General features: G+C 64.4%; 16 protein-coding genes and 1 riboswitch. Of the genes, 3 read left to right on the forward strand and 13 right to left on the reverse strand.

Going from position 1 to position 16,848, the window contains the following annotated elements; all coding sequences use genetic code 11:
- Window positions 1-294: 294 nt before the first annotated feature.
- The 4 genes from cbiB to cobA all read right to left on the reverse strand — a co-directional run bounded on the left by cbiB (window position 295) and on the right by cobA (window position 5,146).
- Entirely contained in the window at window positions 295-1,257 is a 963-nt protein-coding gene (gene cbiB / locus ABIE28_RS12940) for an adenosylcobinamide-phosphate synthase CbiB (protein ID WP_354063547.1), read from the reverse strand.
- 202 nt (window positions 1,258-1,459) lie between these two features.
- On the reverse strand, window positions 1,460-2,911 hold the full coding sequence (locus tag ABIE28_RS12945; RefSeq protein WP_354063549.1) for a cobyric acid synthase: 1,452 nt from the start codon (window positions 2,909-2,911) through the stop codon (window positions 1,460-1,462).
- Window positions 2,912-3,021: 110 nt separating this feature from the next.
- Window positions 3,022-4,323, reverse strand: coding sequence for a cobyrinic acid a,c-diamide synthase CobB (locus ABIE28_RS12950; RefSeq protein WP_354063551.1), 1,302 nt, complete (start codon window positions 4,321-4,323; stop codon window positions 3,022-3,024).
- A complete protein-coding gene (cobA, locus tag ABIE28_RS12955; RefSeq protein ID WP_354063553.1) occupies window positions 4,310-5,146 on the reverse strand; it encodes a uroporphyrinogen-III C-methyltransferase in 837 nt (278 codons plus the stop codon). The genes ABIE28_RS12950 and cobA overlap by 14 nt, the downstream gene beginning before the upstream one ends.
- 68 nt (window positions 5,147-5,214) lie before the next feature.
- Between cobA and ABIE28_RS12960 the strand changes: the two genes are divergently transcribed.
- The gene (locus ABIE28_RS12960) at window positions 5,215-5,940 is read left to right on the forward strand and encodes a cobalt-precorrin-6A reductase (protein WP_354063555.1); all 726 of its coding nucleotides are present in this window, start codon (window positions 5,215-5,217) and stop codon (window positions 5,938-5,940) included.
- Here ABIE28_RS12960 and ABIE28_RS12965 read toward each other — a convergent pair.
- Window positions 5,877-6,374: a cobalamin biosynthesis protein gene (locus tag ABIE28_RS12965; RefSeq protein WP_354063557.1), complete on the reverse strand. Its 498-nt coding sequence runs from the start codon at window positions 6,372-6,374 to the stop codon at window positions 5,877-5,879. The genes ABIE28_RS12960 and ABIE28_RS12965 overlap by 64 nt on opposite strands.
- 286 nt (window positions 6,375-6,660) lie before the next feature.
- Between ABIE28_RS12965 and ABIE28_RS12970 the strand changes: the two genes are divergently transcribed.
- Together ABIE28_RS12970 and ABIE28_RS12975 are read left to right on the forward strand one after the other, a co-directional pair.
- On the forward strand, window positions 6,661-7,554 hold the full coding sequence (locus ABIE28_RS12970; protein ID WP_502913436.1) for a cation diffusion facilitator family transporter: 894 nt from the start codon (window positions 6,661-6,663) through the stop codon (window positions 7,552-7,554).
- 211 nt (window positions 7,555-7,765) lie between these two features.
- On the forward strand, window positions 7,766-8,236 hold the full coding sequence (locus ABIE28_RS12975; protein WP_354063561.1) for a hypothetical protein: 471 nt from the start codon (window positions 7,766-7,768) through the stop codon (window positions 8,234-8,236).
- A gap of 213 nt (window positions 8,237-8,449) precedes the next feature.
- Here the strand turns inward: ABIE28_RS12975 and cobO are convergent, their stop codons facing one another.
- The 8 genes from cobO to ABIE28_RS13015 all read right to left on the reverse strand — a co-directional run bounded on the left by cobO (window position 8,450) and on the right by ABIE28_RS13015 (window position 16,562).
- Complete coding sequence (gene cobO, locus ABIE28_RS12980) at window positions 8,450-9,091, reverse strand: cob(I)yrinic acid a,c-diamide adenosyltransferase (protein WP_354063563.1); 642 nt, start codon at window positions 9,089-9,091, stop codon at window positions 8,450-8,452.
- Window positions 9,088-9,654: a P-loop nucleotide/nucleoside kinase family protein gene (locus ABIE28_RS12985; RefSeq protein ID WP_354063565.1), complete on the reverse strand. Its 567-nt coding sequence runs from the start codon at window positions 9,652-9,654 to the stop codon at window positions 9,088-9,090. Before ABIE28_RS12985 ends, cobO begins: the two co-directional genes overlap by 4 nt.
- Window positions 9,651-13,613 carry a cobaltochelatase subunit CobN gene (locus ABIE28_RS12990; RefSeq protein ID WP_354063567.1) on the reverse strand — a complete coding sequence of 1,321 codons (3,963 nt, stop codon included), beginning with the start codon at window positions 13,611-13,613 and terminating at the stop codon, window positions 9,651-9,653. The genes ABIE28_RS12985 and ABIE28_RS12990 overlap by 4 nt, the downstream gene beginning before the upstream one ends.
- Window positions 13,613-14,059, reverse strand: coding sequence for a hypothetical protein (locus tag ABIE28_RS12995; RefSeq protein ID WP_354063569.1), 447 nt, complete (start codon window positions 14,057-14,059; stop codon window positions 13,613-13,615). Before ABIE28_RS12995 ends, ABIE28_RS12990 begins: the two co-directional genes overlap by 1 nt.
- Complete coding sequence (locus tag ABIE28_RS13000; RefSeq protein WP_354063571.1) at window positions 14,059-14,277, reverse strand: alkylphosphonate utilization protein; 219 nt, start codon at window positions 14,275-14,277, stop codon at window positions 14,059-14,061. Before ABIE28_RS13000 ends, ABIE28_RS12995 begins: the two co-directional genes overlap by 1 nt.
- Before the next feature lie 198 nt (window positions 14,278-14,475).
- Window positions 14,476-15,534 (reverse strand): cobalamin biosynthesis protein CobW, encoded by a 1,059-nt coding sequence (gene cobW / locus ABIE28_RS13005; protein WP_354063573.1) that lies wholly within the window; start codon window positions 15,532-15,534, stop codon window positions 14,476-14,478.
- The gene (locus ABIE28_RS13010; protein WP_354063575.1) at window positions 15,531-16,274 is read right to left on the reverse strand and encodes a CbtA family protein; all 744 of its coding nucleotides are present in this window, start codon (window positions 16,272-16,274) and stop codon (window positions 15,531-15,533) included. Before ABIE28_RS13010 ends, cobW begins: the two co-directional genes overlap by 4 nt.
- A gap of 102 nt (window positions 16,275-16,376) precedes the next feature.
- Entirely contained in the window at window positions 16,377-16,562 is a 186-nt protein-coding gene (locus ABIE28_RS13015; RefSeq protein ID WP_354063577.1) for a CbtB domain-containing protein, read from the reverse strand.
- A gap of 36 nt (window positions 16,563-16,598) precedes the next feature.
- Window positions 16,599-16,845: riboswitch (cobalamin riboswitch) on the reverse strand.
- Window positions 16,846-16,848: the final 3 nt, after the last annotated feature.

Genomic DNA, 16,848 nt, shown 5'->3' on the forward strand with positions numbered 1-16,848 from the left:
CTGGGTGGCTGATTGTGGGTGCCGCTTGCAGGTCTTTTCACTTCCAGAGCTGGCCAAAGGCGCTTGAGGTTTTAGAGGATACCCCCACCTGCCATTCGACCCTAGGTCTCATGGCCTTCTCACCTAAAATCACGCCACTGGCGTGATTTTGCCTTTGGCCGGATCGAAGTCCCCCTGATAGGGGGAGGAATCCGATCGAGTTTGCGGTGATATCTGACCTAGCACCGGCCAAATCCCTCCCCCTATCAGGGGGAGGTTAGGTGGGGGTATCCTCGTAAAAACGCGCCTTCGCCACTACGCCACCCAAGCCAACAACGCCATCACTACACTCACCCCGAGCAGCACATTGAGCGTGCTGTGGTAGAGCACCAGCGCCCGCAAAATATCGCTGCCGACCAGCTCGGATTTACCGTCGCCGAAGCTGGGGAGGTCGACCCGTTCGCCATCATAGCTGCGGGGGCCGCCGAGTTTGAAGCCCAGAGCACCGGCAAAGCTGGCTTCGGGCCATCCGGAATTGGGCGAGGCGTGTTTGCTCGCGTCGCGGTCGGCGATGGACCAGGCGCTGCCGGGGCTGGCATGGGGCGTGAAGAAGCAGGCGGCAGTGATCAGCAGGGATGTGAGGCGCGCCGGGATCCAGTTGACCAGATCGTCGAGCTTGGCGGCGGCCCAGCCATAGTCGCGGTAGCGCTCATTCATATGGCCGATCATGGAATCGGCGGTGTTGATGGCCTTGTAAAGCGCGATGCCCGGCAGGCCGAAAATGACCAGCCAGAACCACGGCGCGACGACACCATCGGAGGTGCTTTCGGCGAGGGTTTCGATGGCGGCGCGGGCGACGCCGGCTTCATCGAGGGTTTGGGGATCGCGGCCGACGATGTGGCTGACGGCTTCGCGACCGGCTTCAAGCGAGGTGCGGAGGGCTGTGGCGACTGCTTCCACGGCGCGGCCGAGTTCCTTTTGCGCGAGGAAGGGCGTGGCGACGAGGATTTCGAGCAGCCAGCCGCCGGGAATGGCGCGGAGGGCTTGTTGGGCGGCGACGGCGATAACCAGGAGCAGCACGAGCAGGCCGCCAAGGGCGACGATGCCGGCATCGCGGCGCTGACGGGCGGTGCGTTCGGGGGTGTTGAGGCGGGTTTCGAGGAAATCGATGATGGTGCCGAACCACATGACCGGGTGGCCCACGGCGGCAACGAGGCGTGGAGAATAGCCGAGGCGGCGCTCGAGGATCAGGGCGGCGGAGGCGATGAAGGCGTGCATGTGGTGGATCTCGGGCTCGAAGCCTTTTAGCCCACGACTTCAATGGCGCGAAAGCGGGAATGACGCGGTCGGTGGCAAAACACTCTGACGTAGCCCTCATGGTGAGCTTGTCGAACTACGAGGGCTTGGCGAGATCGTGCCACGACCTCGTCCTTCGACAGGCTCAGGATGAGGTCTACTGGGAGTGCCGAGGTCTAGCGGTCTACCTCGCCAGCGCCAATAGCGCGTCGATGTCGAGATGGGTGGCGAGGTGGGCGGCTAGGGCGTCGAGGGTTTGGTCGATGGTGGTTTCGTAGGCGAGGTCGGGGCTGGCGGCGTTGCCGAGGTAGGCGCGGCGGAAGGCGTCGGCGGCGAAGAGGCCGTGGAGGTAGGTGCCGGCGACGCGGCTATCGGTGCTGATGGCGCCTTCATCGGCGGCGGCGACGCGAGCGAAGGGGCGGGTGCGGTCGGGGCCCGCCGTTTCGCCCATATGCATGTGATAGCCGCTGATGGACTGGCCGGAGGGGGCGTGGATGGCCTGTTCGACTCGGAGTTGCTTGGTGGGGGTGAGGACAGTTTCGACGCTTAGGAGGCCGAGTCCATTGCTAACGCCGGGCGTGCCTTCGATGCCCTCGGGGTCGGCGATGGTGCGGCCGAGCATCTGGTAGCCGCCGCAAATGCCGAGAACGCGGCCGCCGGCGCGGTGATGGGCGAGGATATCGATATCCCACCCATTGGCGCGCAGGGCGGCGAGATCGCTGCGGGTGGCCTTAGAGCCGGGCAGGATGATGAGATCGGCGTGACGCGGCAGGGGCTGGCCGGGCTCCACCATGATGACGCTGACATCGGGCTCGGCGCGGAGCGGATCGAGGTCGTCGAAATTGGCGATGCGCGGCAGGCGGGGCACGGCAATGGTGAAGCGCCCTGCCCGGTTGGACGCGAAATCATCGAGCGCGAGCACGTCCTCGGCGGGGAGTTTGCTGGCATCGGCGAACCACGGCACGGGGCCGAGGCAGGGGACGCCGGTGCGCTCGGCGATGAAGGCGGAGCCGGTGGCAAAAAGCGATGGATCGCCCTGGAATTTGTTGATCACGGTGGCGGCGATGAGGGCGGCGTCGGCGGGGTGGATGACTGCGAAGGTGCCAACGATGGAGGCGATGACGCCGCCGCGATTGATGTCGCCGACGAGGATCACCGGGACATTGGCGGCCTGGGCGAAGCCGAAATTGGCGAGATCATTGGCGCGCATATTGACCTCGGAGGCGCTGCCGGCGCCTTCGACGAGGACGATATCGGCACTGGCTGAAAGCTCTTGGAAGGCGGCGAGGACTTCGGGCATCAGCTTGCCGCGCTCGCTCCAATAGGCGCGGGCCGACATAGAGGCGCGGCGCTGTCCACGGACGACGACCTGCGAGCCGGTTTCCTGTTCTGGTTTGAGCAGGACCGGGTTCATGGCGGTGATGGGTTCGCGGCGGGCGGCGCGGGCTTGCAGCGCCTGGGCGCGGCCGATTTCGCCGCCATCGGCGGTGACGGCGGCGTTGTTGCTCATGTTTTGCGGTTTGAAGGGCGCCACGGAGAGGCCACGATTGGCCAGCGCGCGGCAGAGGCCGGCGACGAGGAGGGATTTACCGACATCGGAGCCGGTGCCCATGAACATCAGGGATTTAGCGGACATGTTCAGTAGACCTCATCCTGAGCCTGTCGAAGGACGAGGCCGTGGCAAGATCGGTGTGCCCGACCTCGTGGTTCGCCCTTCGACAGGCTCAGGGGGCTCACCATGAGGCCTCATGGATATGCCGCATCGATGATGTGGGCGTAGGAGCCCATGGTGCGGCCGATGACGGCGCCCATGGGTGGCAGGGGTTCGTTGCGGGCGTCGGTGGCGGCGAAGAGTGGCGTGAGGCGGGATTGTCTGGCGGATGAGTAATGGAACTCGTGCGCGTTGAGATGGCCGGGCCAGGGCAGATCGCCGGACTGGATCAGGCGGCGATAGCCCAGGATGCGCTTGGGGCGATCGATGCGTGTGGTGACGGGGAGCAGGTTGGCCATGGCGTGGCCCTGCCCGGCTTTGTCGACCAGCGTTTCGCCCAGCACCATGAAGCCGCCGCACTCGCCATAGATCAGCGCATTGCGGTCGTGGGCGGCTGTGAGGCCCGACTTGAAGGTTTGTGCGGCGGCAAGGGTGGCGCCATGCAGTTCGGGATAGCCGCCGGGGAGATAGATGGCGTCAGCATCGCTGGCGGGGGCTTCGTTGGCGAGGGGCGAGAAGAAGCTGAGTTCGGCACCCATGGCCCGCCAGCCGTCGAGCAGGTGGGGATAGAGGAAGGCGAAGGCGTCGTCGCGGGCGATGGCGATGCGCTGGCCAAGGGGGGCGAGTGGGGCTGATGGAGCGTCGCCTTCGGCGATGGGCGTGGCGAGGGCGTGCAGGCGCGGCAGGTCGATGAAGCTGGCGATGGCTTCGGCAGCGGCATCGAGGAAGGTTTCGAAGGCGGCGACTTCGCCGGGCATGACGAGGCCGAGATGGCGTTCGGGGACGATGAGATTTGCGTCGCGCGGGATGGCGCCAAGGCATGGGATGCCGGTGGCGGAGAGGGCATCTGTCAGCATGCGCTCGTGCTTCATCGAGGCGACGCGATTGAGGATGACGCCCGCAATGCGCACACCGGGGCGCCAATTGGCGAAGCCCGCGACGAGGGGTGCGACGGACTGGCTCTGGCGTTCGGCATCGACGACGAGGATGACCGGGAGTTCGAGCAGTTCGGCAAGATCGGCGGTGGAGCCGGTATTGTCGGCGGCGCCATCGAACAGGCCCATGACGCCCTCGACCAGCAGCAGATCGGCGCCGGTGGCCTGGGTGGCGGCTAGGGATTTGAGGCGGGCAGCGCTCATCGACCACGGATCGAGATTGACCGCATCGCGCAGGGCGGCGCGGGAGAGAAAGGCCGGGTCGATGTAGTCGGGGCCGGTTTTGGCGGGCGCGACGACGGTGCCACGACGGCGGAGCGCCGCGAGCAGGCCGAGGGTGATGACGGTTTTGCCCGAGCCGGAACGTGGGGCAGCGATGACGAGGCCCTTAGCCAAAGACATGCCCTCGCGCTTGGTCGACGTACCAGTCGAGGGATTGGCGGTAGGCGCTGACGGGGCCGAGGACGACGATGGCGGGGGTGGGAACGTTGGTGAGCGTGGGCGCGTCCGCGAGGGTGGTTTCGATGACGGATTGGTTTGGTGTCGCCGCGTGGGACACTATGGCGACGCGGTCGGAGCCGTCGCGGCCGGCGGCTAGCAGTTTTTCGGCGATGGAGCCGAGATGTTTGACGGCCATGAACATGACGATGACCGGGGCGGCATTGGCCACGGCGTTCCAGTCGACGCCTTGCGGGACCGCGCCGGATTCGTCGTGGCCGGTGAGGAAAATCACGGCGTGGTTGGTGTCGCGGTGGGTGACGGGAATGCCGGCATAGGCAAGGCCACCAAGGCCCGAGGAAATGCCGGGGACGATGCGGAAGGGCACGCCTGCCCGCGCCAGGGCACCGGCTTCTTCGCCGCCGCGACCGAACATGAAGGGATCGCCGCCCTTGAGACGCAGGACGCGTTTGCCGGCTTTGGCGAGGTCGATCAATTGGAGGGAAATGTCGGCCTGCTTGGGCGATGGCTTGCCACCGCGCTTGCCGGCGAACAGCTTTTCGACCCGGCTGGGCGCCATGGCGAGGAGGTCGGGCGAGACGAGGGCGTCGTGGACGATGACATCGGCCTGAGCGAGCGCGTGATAGGCGAGCAGGGACACGAGACCAGGGCCGCCGGGCCCGGCGCCGACCAGCCAGACGCTGCCCGGTTCGAGCCTGGGGAAGTCGGCGTGATCGAGCGCGGCGAAGTGGCCGGGGCGCTTTGATTTTTTGATCCAGCCAAACATCAGTGCAACAACTCTTGAGACGGCGCTTTGAAATAGGCACAGTGGGTGGGTGGAGCACCGATAGGCCGATGAAGATATTGATCCTTGGAGGGACAGCCGAAGCGCGTCAACTGGCCAATCGGCTGGTGGCGCTGGGCCATGACGTGACGACCTCGCTGGCGGGGCGGACGCAGGACCCGATTTTGCCCGAGGGCGGGTTGCGCATGGGGCGGTTCGGCGGCATTCCGGGGCTGGCAGCTTATCTGCGGGCGGCGGGGATCGAGCGGCTGGTGGATGCGACGCATCCCTATGCGGGTCAGATTTCGATCAATGCCGTGGCGGCGGCCCGCGCGACCGGCGTTCCGCTGGTGCGGTATATGCGCCCGGCCTGGGAGCAGGCGGTTGGCGATGACTGGATGACTGTGGAGACGGCGGCCGAGGCGGCACGCGCCCTGCCCTGCAATGCCGATGTGCTGCTGACCACGGGCCATACCGGGCTGGAGCATTTTCTGGAGCGCGACGATTGCCAGTTTGTGGTGCGGACCATCGAGGCCCCGGCGGTGGAGATGCCGCGCCATGCGACGCTGCTGCGGACGCGACCACCCTATAGCGTCAGCGACGAAATGGCGCTGATGGAGCGCGAGGGGACCACTCATGTGGTGACCAAGAATTCGGGCGGCGCGCAGACGGCGGCCAAGCTGGAAGCCGCGCGGCGGCTTGGCGTAAAAGTGGTCATGATCGAACGGCCTGCCTATGGACCGGCACTGGAAGTAGCGAGCATCGACGCTGCCGTGGACGCACTAGTGCTGGGCTGACCGAAGGCAAGCGGCTCGAAATCGGGCGCGCAGCGCGACAGCGCGCAGGTGACATAAGCCGATTTTTGCTTGGCGAGGATGAGAGCACCGGCGGCACTGGCGGCGGCCTCGGCGACAGAGGTGAGGCCAATGGCGGCGACGACCTTTGCCGATGGGTTGGGGACGGCCAGCCCCAGGTCGGCATCGCCGAAGTAGCAGACCGGCACATCGAAATGGCGGGCGGTTGCGAGCAGGTTTGCGTCGCCGGCTTTGCGCTGGTGGGTGGCGATGGCGGCAAGGGACGTTTGATCCGCACCGAGGCAGGCAAGGCTCTGTTCGATCAGCGTGATGATTTCGGCAGCGGTGGCGGCGCTGGAATAGCCGATGCCGACCACAAGCCTTGGAAACTCAATACTGAATGAACCGGGAATGGACCCGGCCAGAACCATCGACATGATCGCCTCTCAACACCAAGAGGCAGGTTCGCTCAAGACCGTTGCAGCTCCGGAGTTGGTCCCCGATTTGGGTCGACCGCACCGAATTCTGTTTCAGTTCCATCACGGGAACTCTGCGCCCAACTGTTCTAGGCGGACAGAAGCGCGTGGTCAATCAACGGCTTGGCCGCAGCCTGCTCCAGATCAGAATGCTTCTGAAAATGATTTGCAAATTCAATGACTTGCGGGCTGGCGACGTTCGGTTTATGGCCAACCTATCCAAGATTTGAAAGATTCCCCCGTGAGCATTACCGCAAACAGAACGCTGGCAATCGCTGCGTGCAGCCTGCTCGTCGGCGTTATCGTGCTCGGGCTGAAGCTATTGGCCTGGTACATCACCGGTTCGGTGGCGCTCTATTCGGACGCGCTGGAATCGATCGTCAATGTGGTGACGGCCATCGTCGCGCTGATCGCGGTGAAGCTGGCGCAAAAGCCGGCCGACGCGGGCATGCCCTATGGCTATTACAAGGCCGAGTATTTTTCGGCGGTTATCGTCGGCGTGATGATCATCGTGGCGGCGATCCTGATCCTGCGCGAGGCCTATTTTGGTTTCATGTCGCCAGAATTGCCCGAAGCGCCGACGCAGGGCCTGTTGATCAGCGCGTTTGCGACCGTGATCAACCTGATCTGGGCGCGGGTGCTGGTGCGGCAGGGGCGCAAGCTCCGTTCGCCCGCCATTGAGGCCGACGGCAAGCATTTGATGACCGACGTGGTGTCGACCATCGGCGTGCTGATCGGGCTGGGACTGGTGATTTTGACCGGATGGGCGGTGATCGATCCGATTCTCGCGGCGCTGGTGGCGCTCAACATTTTGTGGTCGGGCTGGGGCGTGATCCGCGAAAGCGTGGGCGGGCTGATGGATGTGGCCGTGCCACCCGAAACCGGCAAGACCATCCGCGACATCATCGCCGGCAATGCCGATGGCGCGCTCGAAGCCCATGACATCCGCACCCGGCAGGCGGGGAAGATGACGTTCATCGACTTTCATCTGGTGGTGCCGGGGACGATGACGGTGGATGCGGCACATTCGATCTGCGATTCCCTCGAGGCGAAGCTGCGCGAGGCGGTGGAGGATGTGCAGATTACGATCCATGTCGAGCCTGAGGCTAAGGCCAAGCATAGTGGGATTGTGGTGCTGTAGGGGGCTTCCTTGCAGTGATTGCTAACCAGCGTCATTACCCGGCTTGGCCGGGTAATCCATCTTTTCACTCGCGCCGAGGGATGGATTGCCCGGACAAGCCGGGCAATGACGATTGGACGGCGGTATTGTGCCCGACCTCGTGGTTCGACAGGCTCACCATGAGGTCTCAAGACGGCTTGCGTGAAATCGGCGATGCAGGCAGATTCGGTTCATGCGCACCTTTCTCATCGTCATCTTCGCCCTGTTCGCAGCTCCAGCTTTTGCGCAGGAGTGGCAGCATTATAGCAATGCGCGGTTTGGCTATGAGGTCGACATTCCGCCAGGCTTTGACGGCAGCGGCGAGAGCGAGAATGGCGATGGGCAGAGCTTTTACAATCCGGACGGGGCCAAGGGGCTGCTGGTCTGGGGCGGTAATCTGCTGGGGAGCTTTGAGCAGGAAGTCATGGACCGGCAGGGCTATGCGCAGAGCGAAAACGGCGTGGCGATCACCTATCAGGCGACGACGCCACGCTGGGCCAGCTTTTCGGGCACTGGGGGCGGGCAGATCATCTATCAGCGCATGATCTTGCTGTGCGGCGGGACGAGCTATGCGGCGTTCCGGGCACAATATGCGGTGCGCGATGTGGCGAAAATGGACCCGGTGATCGCGCGGCTGGTGCAGAGCCTTGAGGGGAATTGCTAGCTTGTTCAGCAAATACACTGGGCTGTCCTCGGACTTGATCCGAGGACCTTTCGTAGTGCGCGCCGGGCCCTGAGTGGCCCTCGGGTCGAGCCCGAGGGCAGCGGCGGTGGGTTTTTCGAGATAGAAGACAGGCCCCCTCACCCGGCGTTGCACGCCGACCCTCGGGTCAGGCCCGAGGGCAAGCCCTCTCCCCCGACGGGAAACGTAGGGAAACTAAAACTCGATGCCCTTCTGGGCTTTCACGCCGGCGCGGAAGTGGTGTTTGATTTCGGTCATTTCGGTGACGAGGTCGGCGATTTCGATGAGTTCGTCCTTGGCGTTGCGGCCGGTGACGATGACGTGGGTGTCGACCGGCTTGTTGCGCAGGAATTCGACGACTTCATCGATGGGTAGGTAGTCGTAGCGCAGGACGATGTTGAGCTCGTCGAGCAGCACCAGCTTGTTGGACGGATCGGAGATCAGCGCCTTGGCCTGTTCCCAGGCGTTGCGGGCGGCGGCTAGATCGCGCTGGCGGTCGGCGACGTCCCAGGTGAAGCCCTCGCCCATGGCGTTGATGGTGACGAGCTCGGGAAATTTCATCAGCACATCGCGCTCGCCGGTTTCCCAGACGCCCTTGACGAACTGCACGACGCCGACCTTGTAGCCGTGGCCCAGCGCACGGAACACCATGCCGAAGGCGGCGGTGGATTTGCCCTTGCCCTTGCCGGTATGGACGATGAGCAGGCCCTTTTCCTCGGTCTTGGTGGCGAGGATCTTGTTGCGCGCCTCTTTTTTCTTTTTCATCTTTTCGGCGTGATAGGCGTCGCGTTCGGCCTCGCTCATCAGGTCGGTTTTCTTGACGGGCTTGTCGGTCATTGCAGGCGCTCCGCGTGTTCGATGATCGTGCGTGCCGCCTGATCGGGCGGCAAATGGGTGGTGTCGAGTTGCAACAGGTTTGGGTGGTCGATGGCCAGCAATGGCCGCGTCTGGCGCACGTGCGCGGCGCCGGTCACGTCGGTCATCTTCAGGCGCTGTTCGCGATCTTCCGAAGGGATGCGTTCGGCATGGGCAGCGTCGGATGCGGAGAGAATTACCGGCACGAAAACCCCGTTTCGGCGGGCAGCCATATCGGCGATCTGGGCATAGACTTTGTGGTCCAGCGGATCGTCCTCCATCAGCGCATTGGTCAGAACGAAGCTGGCGTCAGGGCGGGCGATTTCGGCGATGGCGGTGATGGCTTGATCGCGCACAGTCATGATGAGGTCCCAGGCGCGGTCGGGGATCGGCGCGCTGCCGTCTTCGCGGATCAGCGAGAAAATCACGTTATTGACCAGATGGTTGTCGAATAGCCGTGCGCCGCTGGTGGCGCAGAGTTGTTTGGCAATGGTCAGCTTGCCGACGCCATAATGGCCGATGAGATAGATGATGGTGTTATTCATTGTTCCCCCGTCAGCAGAGCGTAGGTGGAGTTGGACCGTGGGGTCCAGAGGCCGCGCTGGCGGGCATCGTTGAACTTGGCGATGAGCTCGTCATAGCCATAGGCATTGGCGGATTTGATGAAGTCGCGAATGGCGTCGTTTTCAACGAAGGCTTCGAAGGCCAGATCGAAATGGTGCGTCTTGACCGCGCCGGTGGTGGCGGCGAAGGCGAACATGAAATCGACCGTAGCGATGATTTCGAAGGCGCCGCGATAGCCGTGGCGCTGAATGCCGGCGATCCATTTTGGATTGACGACGCGCGAGCGCATGACGTGGGAGATTTCCTCTTCCAGCGTCTTGATCAGCGGGCGTTCGGGACGGGAATGATCGTTGTGATAGGCGGCGGGCTGTTGACCGGTCAGCGTTTCGGCGGCGGCGGAAAGGCCACCGGCGAACTGGTAGTAGTTGTCGCTATCGAGCAGGTCGTGCTCGCGATTGTCCTGATTGTGGATGATGGCGTCGATGTCGCTGAGGCGGGCGGCAAAGCGGGCGCGCTCGGGCGTGCCGGCGGACTTGGCGCCATAGGCGTATTGGCCCCAATCGAGGGCCTGATTGCCGAGGTCGGCCTTGGTGGACCAGGCGCCGGAATCGATAAGCGCATTAAGGCCGGTGCCATAGGTGCCAGGTTTTGAGCCGAAAATGCGGTGGCCGGCGCCTTGATCGGGCTGGCCGGCGGCGATGAGGCCGAGGGCATCGGTGCGCATGGTGGCGGCGATGGGATTGTCTTCGGTCGGTTCATCGAGCGCGCCGATAGCGCGGATGGCGCGGTCGAACAGGGCGATCTGGGCCGGGAAGGCATCGCGGAAAAAACCGGAAATGCGCAGGGTGACATCGACGCGGGGGCGGCCGAGCTTGGCCAGCGGAATGATTTCGTAGCCGGAGACGCGCAGGGAACCCGGGTCCCAGACGGGCTTGGCACCGATGAGGGCGAGGGCTTGCGCGATGTCGTCGCCGCCGGTGCGCATATTGGCCGTACCCCAGACGGAGAGCGCGACTGAGCGCAGGTGGTGGCCGTGATCCTGCAGGTGGCGGAGGACGAGGCTTTCGGCTGACTTTTTGCCCAGTTCCCAGGCCGTGGGCGTTGGGACGGCGCGGGCATCGACGGAATAGAAATTGCGGCCGGTGGGAAGGACATCGAGGCGGCCGCGTGAGGGGGCGCCGGATGGGCCTGGCGGCACGAATTTGCCATCGAGGCCGTCGATGAGGGCGGACAGTTCGGCAGGGCCGGAGGCGGCGAGGCGGGGGCGGATGGTGGTGCGCACGGTGTCGAGGACGGCGGCGGTGGCGTGCCAATCGGGCTCGGGGGTGCAGGTGCCGTCGACGAGGGTGGCGGCGATGGATTCGAGGTGTTCGACGACGTCGCCGTTGGTCCGAAGCATTGAGGCCGCCAACGTAACAGTCGTCCTCCCTCCCCCTTGCGGGGAGGGTTGGGGTGGGGGTTTGGAGCCATCCGCGACATTGAGGGCTTTGGAGGAACCGTCGCCCCCACCCTTGATCCCTCCCCGCAAGGGGGAGGGTGTCGACTGCGCGATTTGTGGTCCCGTCCAAGGCGCGCCGAGCTTTGCCGTCAGTGGATCAAAACCGAGCTTGAGATCATCCGCCAAGGCGCGGATCAGCGAGTTCTCCCCTGCCCCGTCGCCGCGGGGGACGCGGGCGAGGGCGACGATGAGGTCGCGTTCGAGATCCCCTTGCGGCGATTGGCCGAAGATGTGGAGGCCGTCGCGGATCTGGGCTTCCTTCAAATCGCAGAGGAAGTTGTCGATCTTGATGAGAGCTTCGGTTTCGTCTTCGGGCAGGCCGATGTCGCGATCGAGGCGGCTGTCGCGGGTGAAATCGAGAATGCGGCGCTTGAGGTCGGCTAGACGGCGGCGGTCCATGCCGGACGCGGCGTAATACTCATCGAGCAGCGCTTCGAGGTCCTTGAGGGGACCGTAGGTTTCGGCGCGGGTGAGCGGCGGCACGAGGTGATCGATGATGACGGCGCCAGTGCGGCGCTTGGCCTGCGTGCCCTCGCCGGGATCGTTGACGATGAACGGATAGAGGTGCGGCAGCTGGCCCCAGAGGGCGTCGGGGTAACAATCGGCATCGAGCGCCGTGGCCTTGCCGGGGAGCCATTCGAGCGTGCCGTGCTTGCCATTGTGGATCAGGGCGTGGGCGCCGAATTCGTGGCGCAGCCAGAGATAGGCGGCGATATAGGCGTGCGGCGGCACCAGCGCAGGGTCGTGATAGCTAAGGGTTTCGTCGAGGTGATAGCCGCGGGCGGGCTGGATCAGGATGGCGACGTTGCCGAAGATGAGCGCGGGGAGATGGAGGGTTTCGTCGCGCACGAATGGGTCAGTGGAGGGATCGCCCCAGCGGGCGGTGACGGCGGTGCGGATGTCTTCGTGCAGATTGGCGAAGAGGGCGCAGTAGCGGGCGAGCGAGAGTGTGGCGGGGGATGAGCCGCGGGATGGGTTGGCGTTGGTCGGGCCGGACTGGAGGGCGGCGATGAGGTCTGTGGAGGTTTGGGGAAAGGCCCCCTCACCCGTTGGCTGCGCCGCCGACCTCTCCCCCGAAGGGAGAGGTGAAGAAAGGTCGTAACCGGCCCTGTCCAGGGTCTGGAGCATGCGGACGGTGGATTCGGGGGCGTCGTAGCCGACGCCGTTGGCGAGGCGGCCGTCGCGGATGGGGTAGTTGGCGAGGACGAGCGCGATTTTGCGCTCGGCGCGGGGAGTGGCGCGAAGCGTGGCCCAGTTTTTGGCGAGGACGACGGCGCGGGCGATGCCGGAGTGGTCGGGGGTGTAGGCGGTAAGCGGGATCTGGCAGCGTTCGTGCCAGACGGCATCGGCCTTGTGGCCGACGATCAGGCCACCGAGGCGGCCGTCGACTTCGGGCATGACGAGGTACATCGCCATATCCTTGGAGGAGAGGCCCTGCGGATCGGCGGCCCATTGCGCTTCGGAGCGGCCGGACTGGATCAGCTGGATGACTGGTGCGTCCGAGCCGGAGAAGGGGTTGGACTTTTCGTCGAGCCCATCGATGCCGAGGGCGAAGGCGGTGAGGTTGAAAATGGCGGAGGGCGGGAAGGCGGCCAAGGCGTTTTGCACAAAGCGGACGCAGGGAGCTTCCTTGAGGGAGGAGACGAGCAAAGGCACGGGCGCGAGGCCCTGGGCTTCGAGCTCGGTGATGAGGGCGGCGATGGTGTCGGTGCCGGCGCCTTCGAGGGCGGCCCGGTAGAAGAGGATGGGGATGTTTGGTGCCATGCCCTCGTGGTTCGAGGGTCGCTGCGCTCCCGCCTCACCATGAGGGCCACTCGCGTGGATTGCGCGGAGGCCGGGTTCGTCGGTCATGCCGGTGGCGGGGTGCCAGAGGCCGAAGCGGGCGAAGGGTTTGGGGGAGAGGTCCGCTAAGGCCCCCTCACCCGGCCTCGATGCGGCCGACCTCTCCCCCGAAGGGAGAGGTGAAGAAAGGAGATTGAACGCCTGCAAGATCGTGTCGGCGTTGTCGGGGCCGCCGGCGATGAAGAGGCTGTGGAGGCGGGACCAGTCGTCGGGGTGGATGGTCGAGCGCGATTGCAGGATCGGGTCGGGGTTGGCGTCGCCGGGGATGAGGGCGAGCGGGATTCTGCGGTTGGTGCAGAGGGCGCTGATTTCATCGACGCCATACTGGAAATAGGCCGCGCCGCCGATAAGGCGGAGCACGACCAATCTCGCGTGCCCGACGGTGTCTTCGAGCCAGAGATCGACGGACATATTGTTGGAGAGGCGCAGCGTATTGGCGAGGCGGAGTTCGGCCTCCCCCGCCCGGTCGGCGGCACCGGCCAGCATGGCCAGTTCGCTATCGGCGGAGCTGGCAAAAATCAGCGCGCCGGGGCGCTGGGCGAGGTCGATAGCCTCGCCTTCCTGCTGGATGGCACCTGCCTGGGCGGAGAGAAGATGCATCAGCGGACGCTCCAGCGGACGCCGGTCACCAGCAGAGCCACGGCGCCGGAGAATGAGACAGCAAATGCGAAGCCCCAACCGAACTGCCCTCCACTCGTTAGAAGGATGATGCCGGGGATGCTGCTGACTATGTTCATTGTTGCGCCGATTGCGACACATGCCAATGCGCGCAACCCACGCGAGGGCAAGCGAGGGGACATGGCGTAGAGGCTTATGCCGGACAGCGCGGCAGGCAAGAGACCAAATACCCATCCAATGGCCAGGATGCCGGCGGCAAAATCTGGATGGTCCCAAAGTACGTCGACTACGCTACCAGGCGCAACCACCCTCATTGTCAGAACCAGCACTATTAGGCTGACCAAGGGCCATAGCAACGCGATGACGATCCAGTTCCCAAGAGGGTTGGGCTGTTCCGAAGGATACGGCGTAGTGTCGACTTCAGCCATCAGGCTCTCTTGAGGAACTCGGTGCGCAGGACCAGTCCCTTTACCTTTTCGGCGTTGCATTCGATTTCGGCGGTGTCGCCGGTGAGGCGGATGTTTTTGATCAGCGTGCCGCGCTTGAGGGTGACCGAGGTGCCCTTGACCTTGAGGTCCTTGATCAGGGTCACGGCATCGCCATCGTTGAGTTGGGTGCCGTTGGAATCCTTGGTGATCTCGGTCATGGCGAGTGCTCTTTCGTTAGGGGGATGCCCCCACCTGCCATTCGACCACAGGTCTCATGGCCTTCTCACCTAAAATCACGCCACTGGCGTGATTTTGCCTTCGGGCGGTTCGAAGTCCCCCTGATGAGGGGGAGGGACAGATCGGGGCCAACCCTACCAGGGTCAGTCAGTTCGAACTTTTAGCCGCTCACCAGCCGCTTAGGCGGCGACGGCTACGGCGCGTTGCAGGCTGGCGGTGATGGCGGCGTGGTCGAGCGGGCTTTCGCCGATGACGACGAGGGCCGTTTCGCGCTTTTCGCCGTCTTTCCAGGGGCGGTCGAAATAGGCGGTGACGCGGGGGCCGACGGCCTGGATGGCGAGGCGGGCGGCGGCGCCGGGAACGGCGGCGAAGCCCTTGAGGCGCAGCACGTCATGATCGCGGATCGTCGCTTCGATGACTGCGAGCAGCTCGTCCTTGCTGCCGATGGATGGCAGGCGGACCGAGAAGCTGTCGAAATCGTCGTGCTCGTGGGTTTCGCCGCCATGTTCCAGCTCATGATGGCTGGGGCGGTTGGCGATGTCGTCTTCGGAGGACATGCCCATGCCGAGGAGCGCGGCGATATCGACGTGACCGTTACGGGCATGGATGACGCCGACCCCGGGGCGCAGTTCGGCGCGGATATTGGCTTCAACCTTGGCGAGCGTGGCCGCGTCGACCAGATCGGCCTTGTTGATGATGACCAGATCGGCGACCGAAAGCTGATCTTCGAACAGTTCACCCAGCGGGGTTTCGTGATCGAGCATTTCGTCCTGGCGGCGCTGCGCATCGACGGCGGCTTCGTCAGAGGCGAAACGGCCTTCGGCGAGGGCTGCGGCATCAGCCACCGTCACGATGCCGTCGATGGTGACCTGGGCCTTGATCTCTGGCCAGTTGAAGGCGCGGATCAGTGGCTGTGGCAAAGCAAGGCCCGAAGTTTCGATAACGATGTGATCGAACTTGTCCGGGCGGGCGAGCAGCGCCTGCATGGTGGGGATGAACTCATCGGCCACGGTGCAGCAAATGCAGCCATTGGACAGCTCGACCATATCCTCTTCGCGGCAGGTTTCGTCGCCGCAACCGGCGAGAATGTCCTTGTCGACGCCCAGATCACCAAACTCGTTGATGATCAGCGCGATGCGCTTGCCCTTGGGGGCGTGCGCCAGAAGATGGCGCACGAGGGTGGTTTTACCGGCGCCGAGAAAGCCGGTGATGACGGTGGTTGGGATCTTGGCGGTCATGCGGGCACTCCGGCCGTTGCGGTGACGCGATTGCGCGCGAACACGTCGTTCAGTTTGCCGAACAGAGTGCCGAGCACCAGCCAGAACACGGCGGACGTGCCCAGGGTGATGGCGGCAAATTCGGTGGCGAGATGGGCTGGCACGGCGCTTGGCTCATCGGGGCCGATCGGTGCGCCGATGATGTGGGGCGCAATGACCAGTGCTGCAGCAACCGCAAAGGCCCAGCCGGCGCGGGTTTTGGCGAGCAGCAGGATGGCGCCACCCGTGGCGAGCGCCGTACCGACCCACCAGAGCTGGCGCGGGAAGACTTCGGCGGCCGGCATGCCCGGCAATTCGGGCGCGAGGCCATAGGCCGGGGCCAGCGAGAAGGCGAGGAAGCCGGCAATGCCCCAGAGGTAGCCGTTGGCGAAGGTGATCGGAATATTAGCGAACATCGAGACGGCGCCGATGACCAGCGCGAAGCCGGCGGCGGCGAGGACGGTGGCGAGCGTGGTATAAGCGGTGCGCTCAAAGCCATCGGCGGGGGCCCATTCTTCGGGCTCTTCCTCAAGGGTGGCGATGGCGTCGTGGGTGTGGTCCTGCGCGACGGCTTCTTCGCCGTGGCTATGACCGCCGCCTTCACCTTCAAAGGTTTCGGCGTGGAGAATGAGGGGCGTGACGCGGAAATGCTGGATGACGGCGGTCAAAAGGCCAGCCGATAGCGCTGCGATAAGCGCAGCGGCAAACAGATTGCGGATCATGATGTTTCTCTCGATTTCCTGGTGGTCGCGCTTCCGATCCTCGGATCAAGTCCGAGGAGCAAACCGGTTCCCACTTTTGCTGGAAGCGCTCCGGACCCTGCCTTAGTGGCAGGGAAAGCCCATGGCATGACGGGTGTCGTGTGCGCCATTATGCAGGCGGAAATCGCCAGCAAAGCCAGTGCCGACCAGCAGGGTCAGACCGAGCAGCAGCGCCAGCGAACCGGCAACAACGCGTTGGGAAATCGAGAGTGACTGAGTGGCAGTCGTCGCTTTAGTCGTTGCATTCATAGCAGCACCCTCCGTGCGCGGAACAGATGGGCTTTACGCCCGGCGTTTGTATTGGCAGGTCTCCTGGCTTGCGGTGGAGACAGCGCCCTCGCCTTCCCAGCAGCCTTTCGGCCACCAGTGGCATAGTGAGAGCGCGCACCGCATACAGTTGCGGGGGCAGCCACGGAGTTGGTCCCTAATGGGTACGCCTCACCGTGTTCCCTTTCCTTCCCAACGAAAAATCGTCGGTCCGGGTATCCCCTTGCCGCTACGGACGCGGGGAACCAATACAGTTTGACATGTACGC

The organism is Devosia sp. 2618 (assembly GCF_040546815.1).
Lineage (GTDB): Bacteria > Pseudomonadota > Alphaproteobacteria > Rhizobiales > Devosiaceae > Devosia.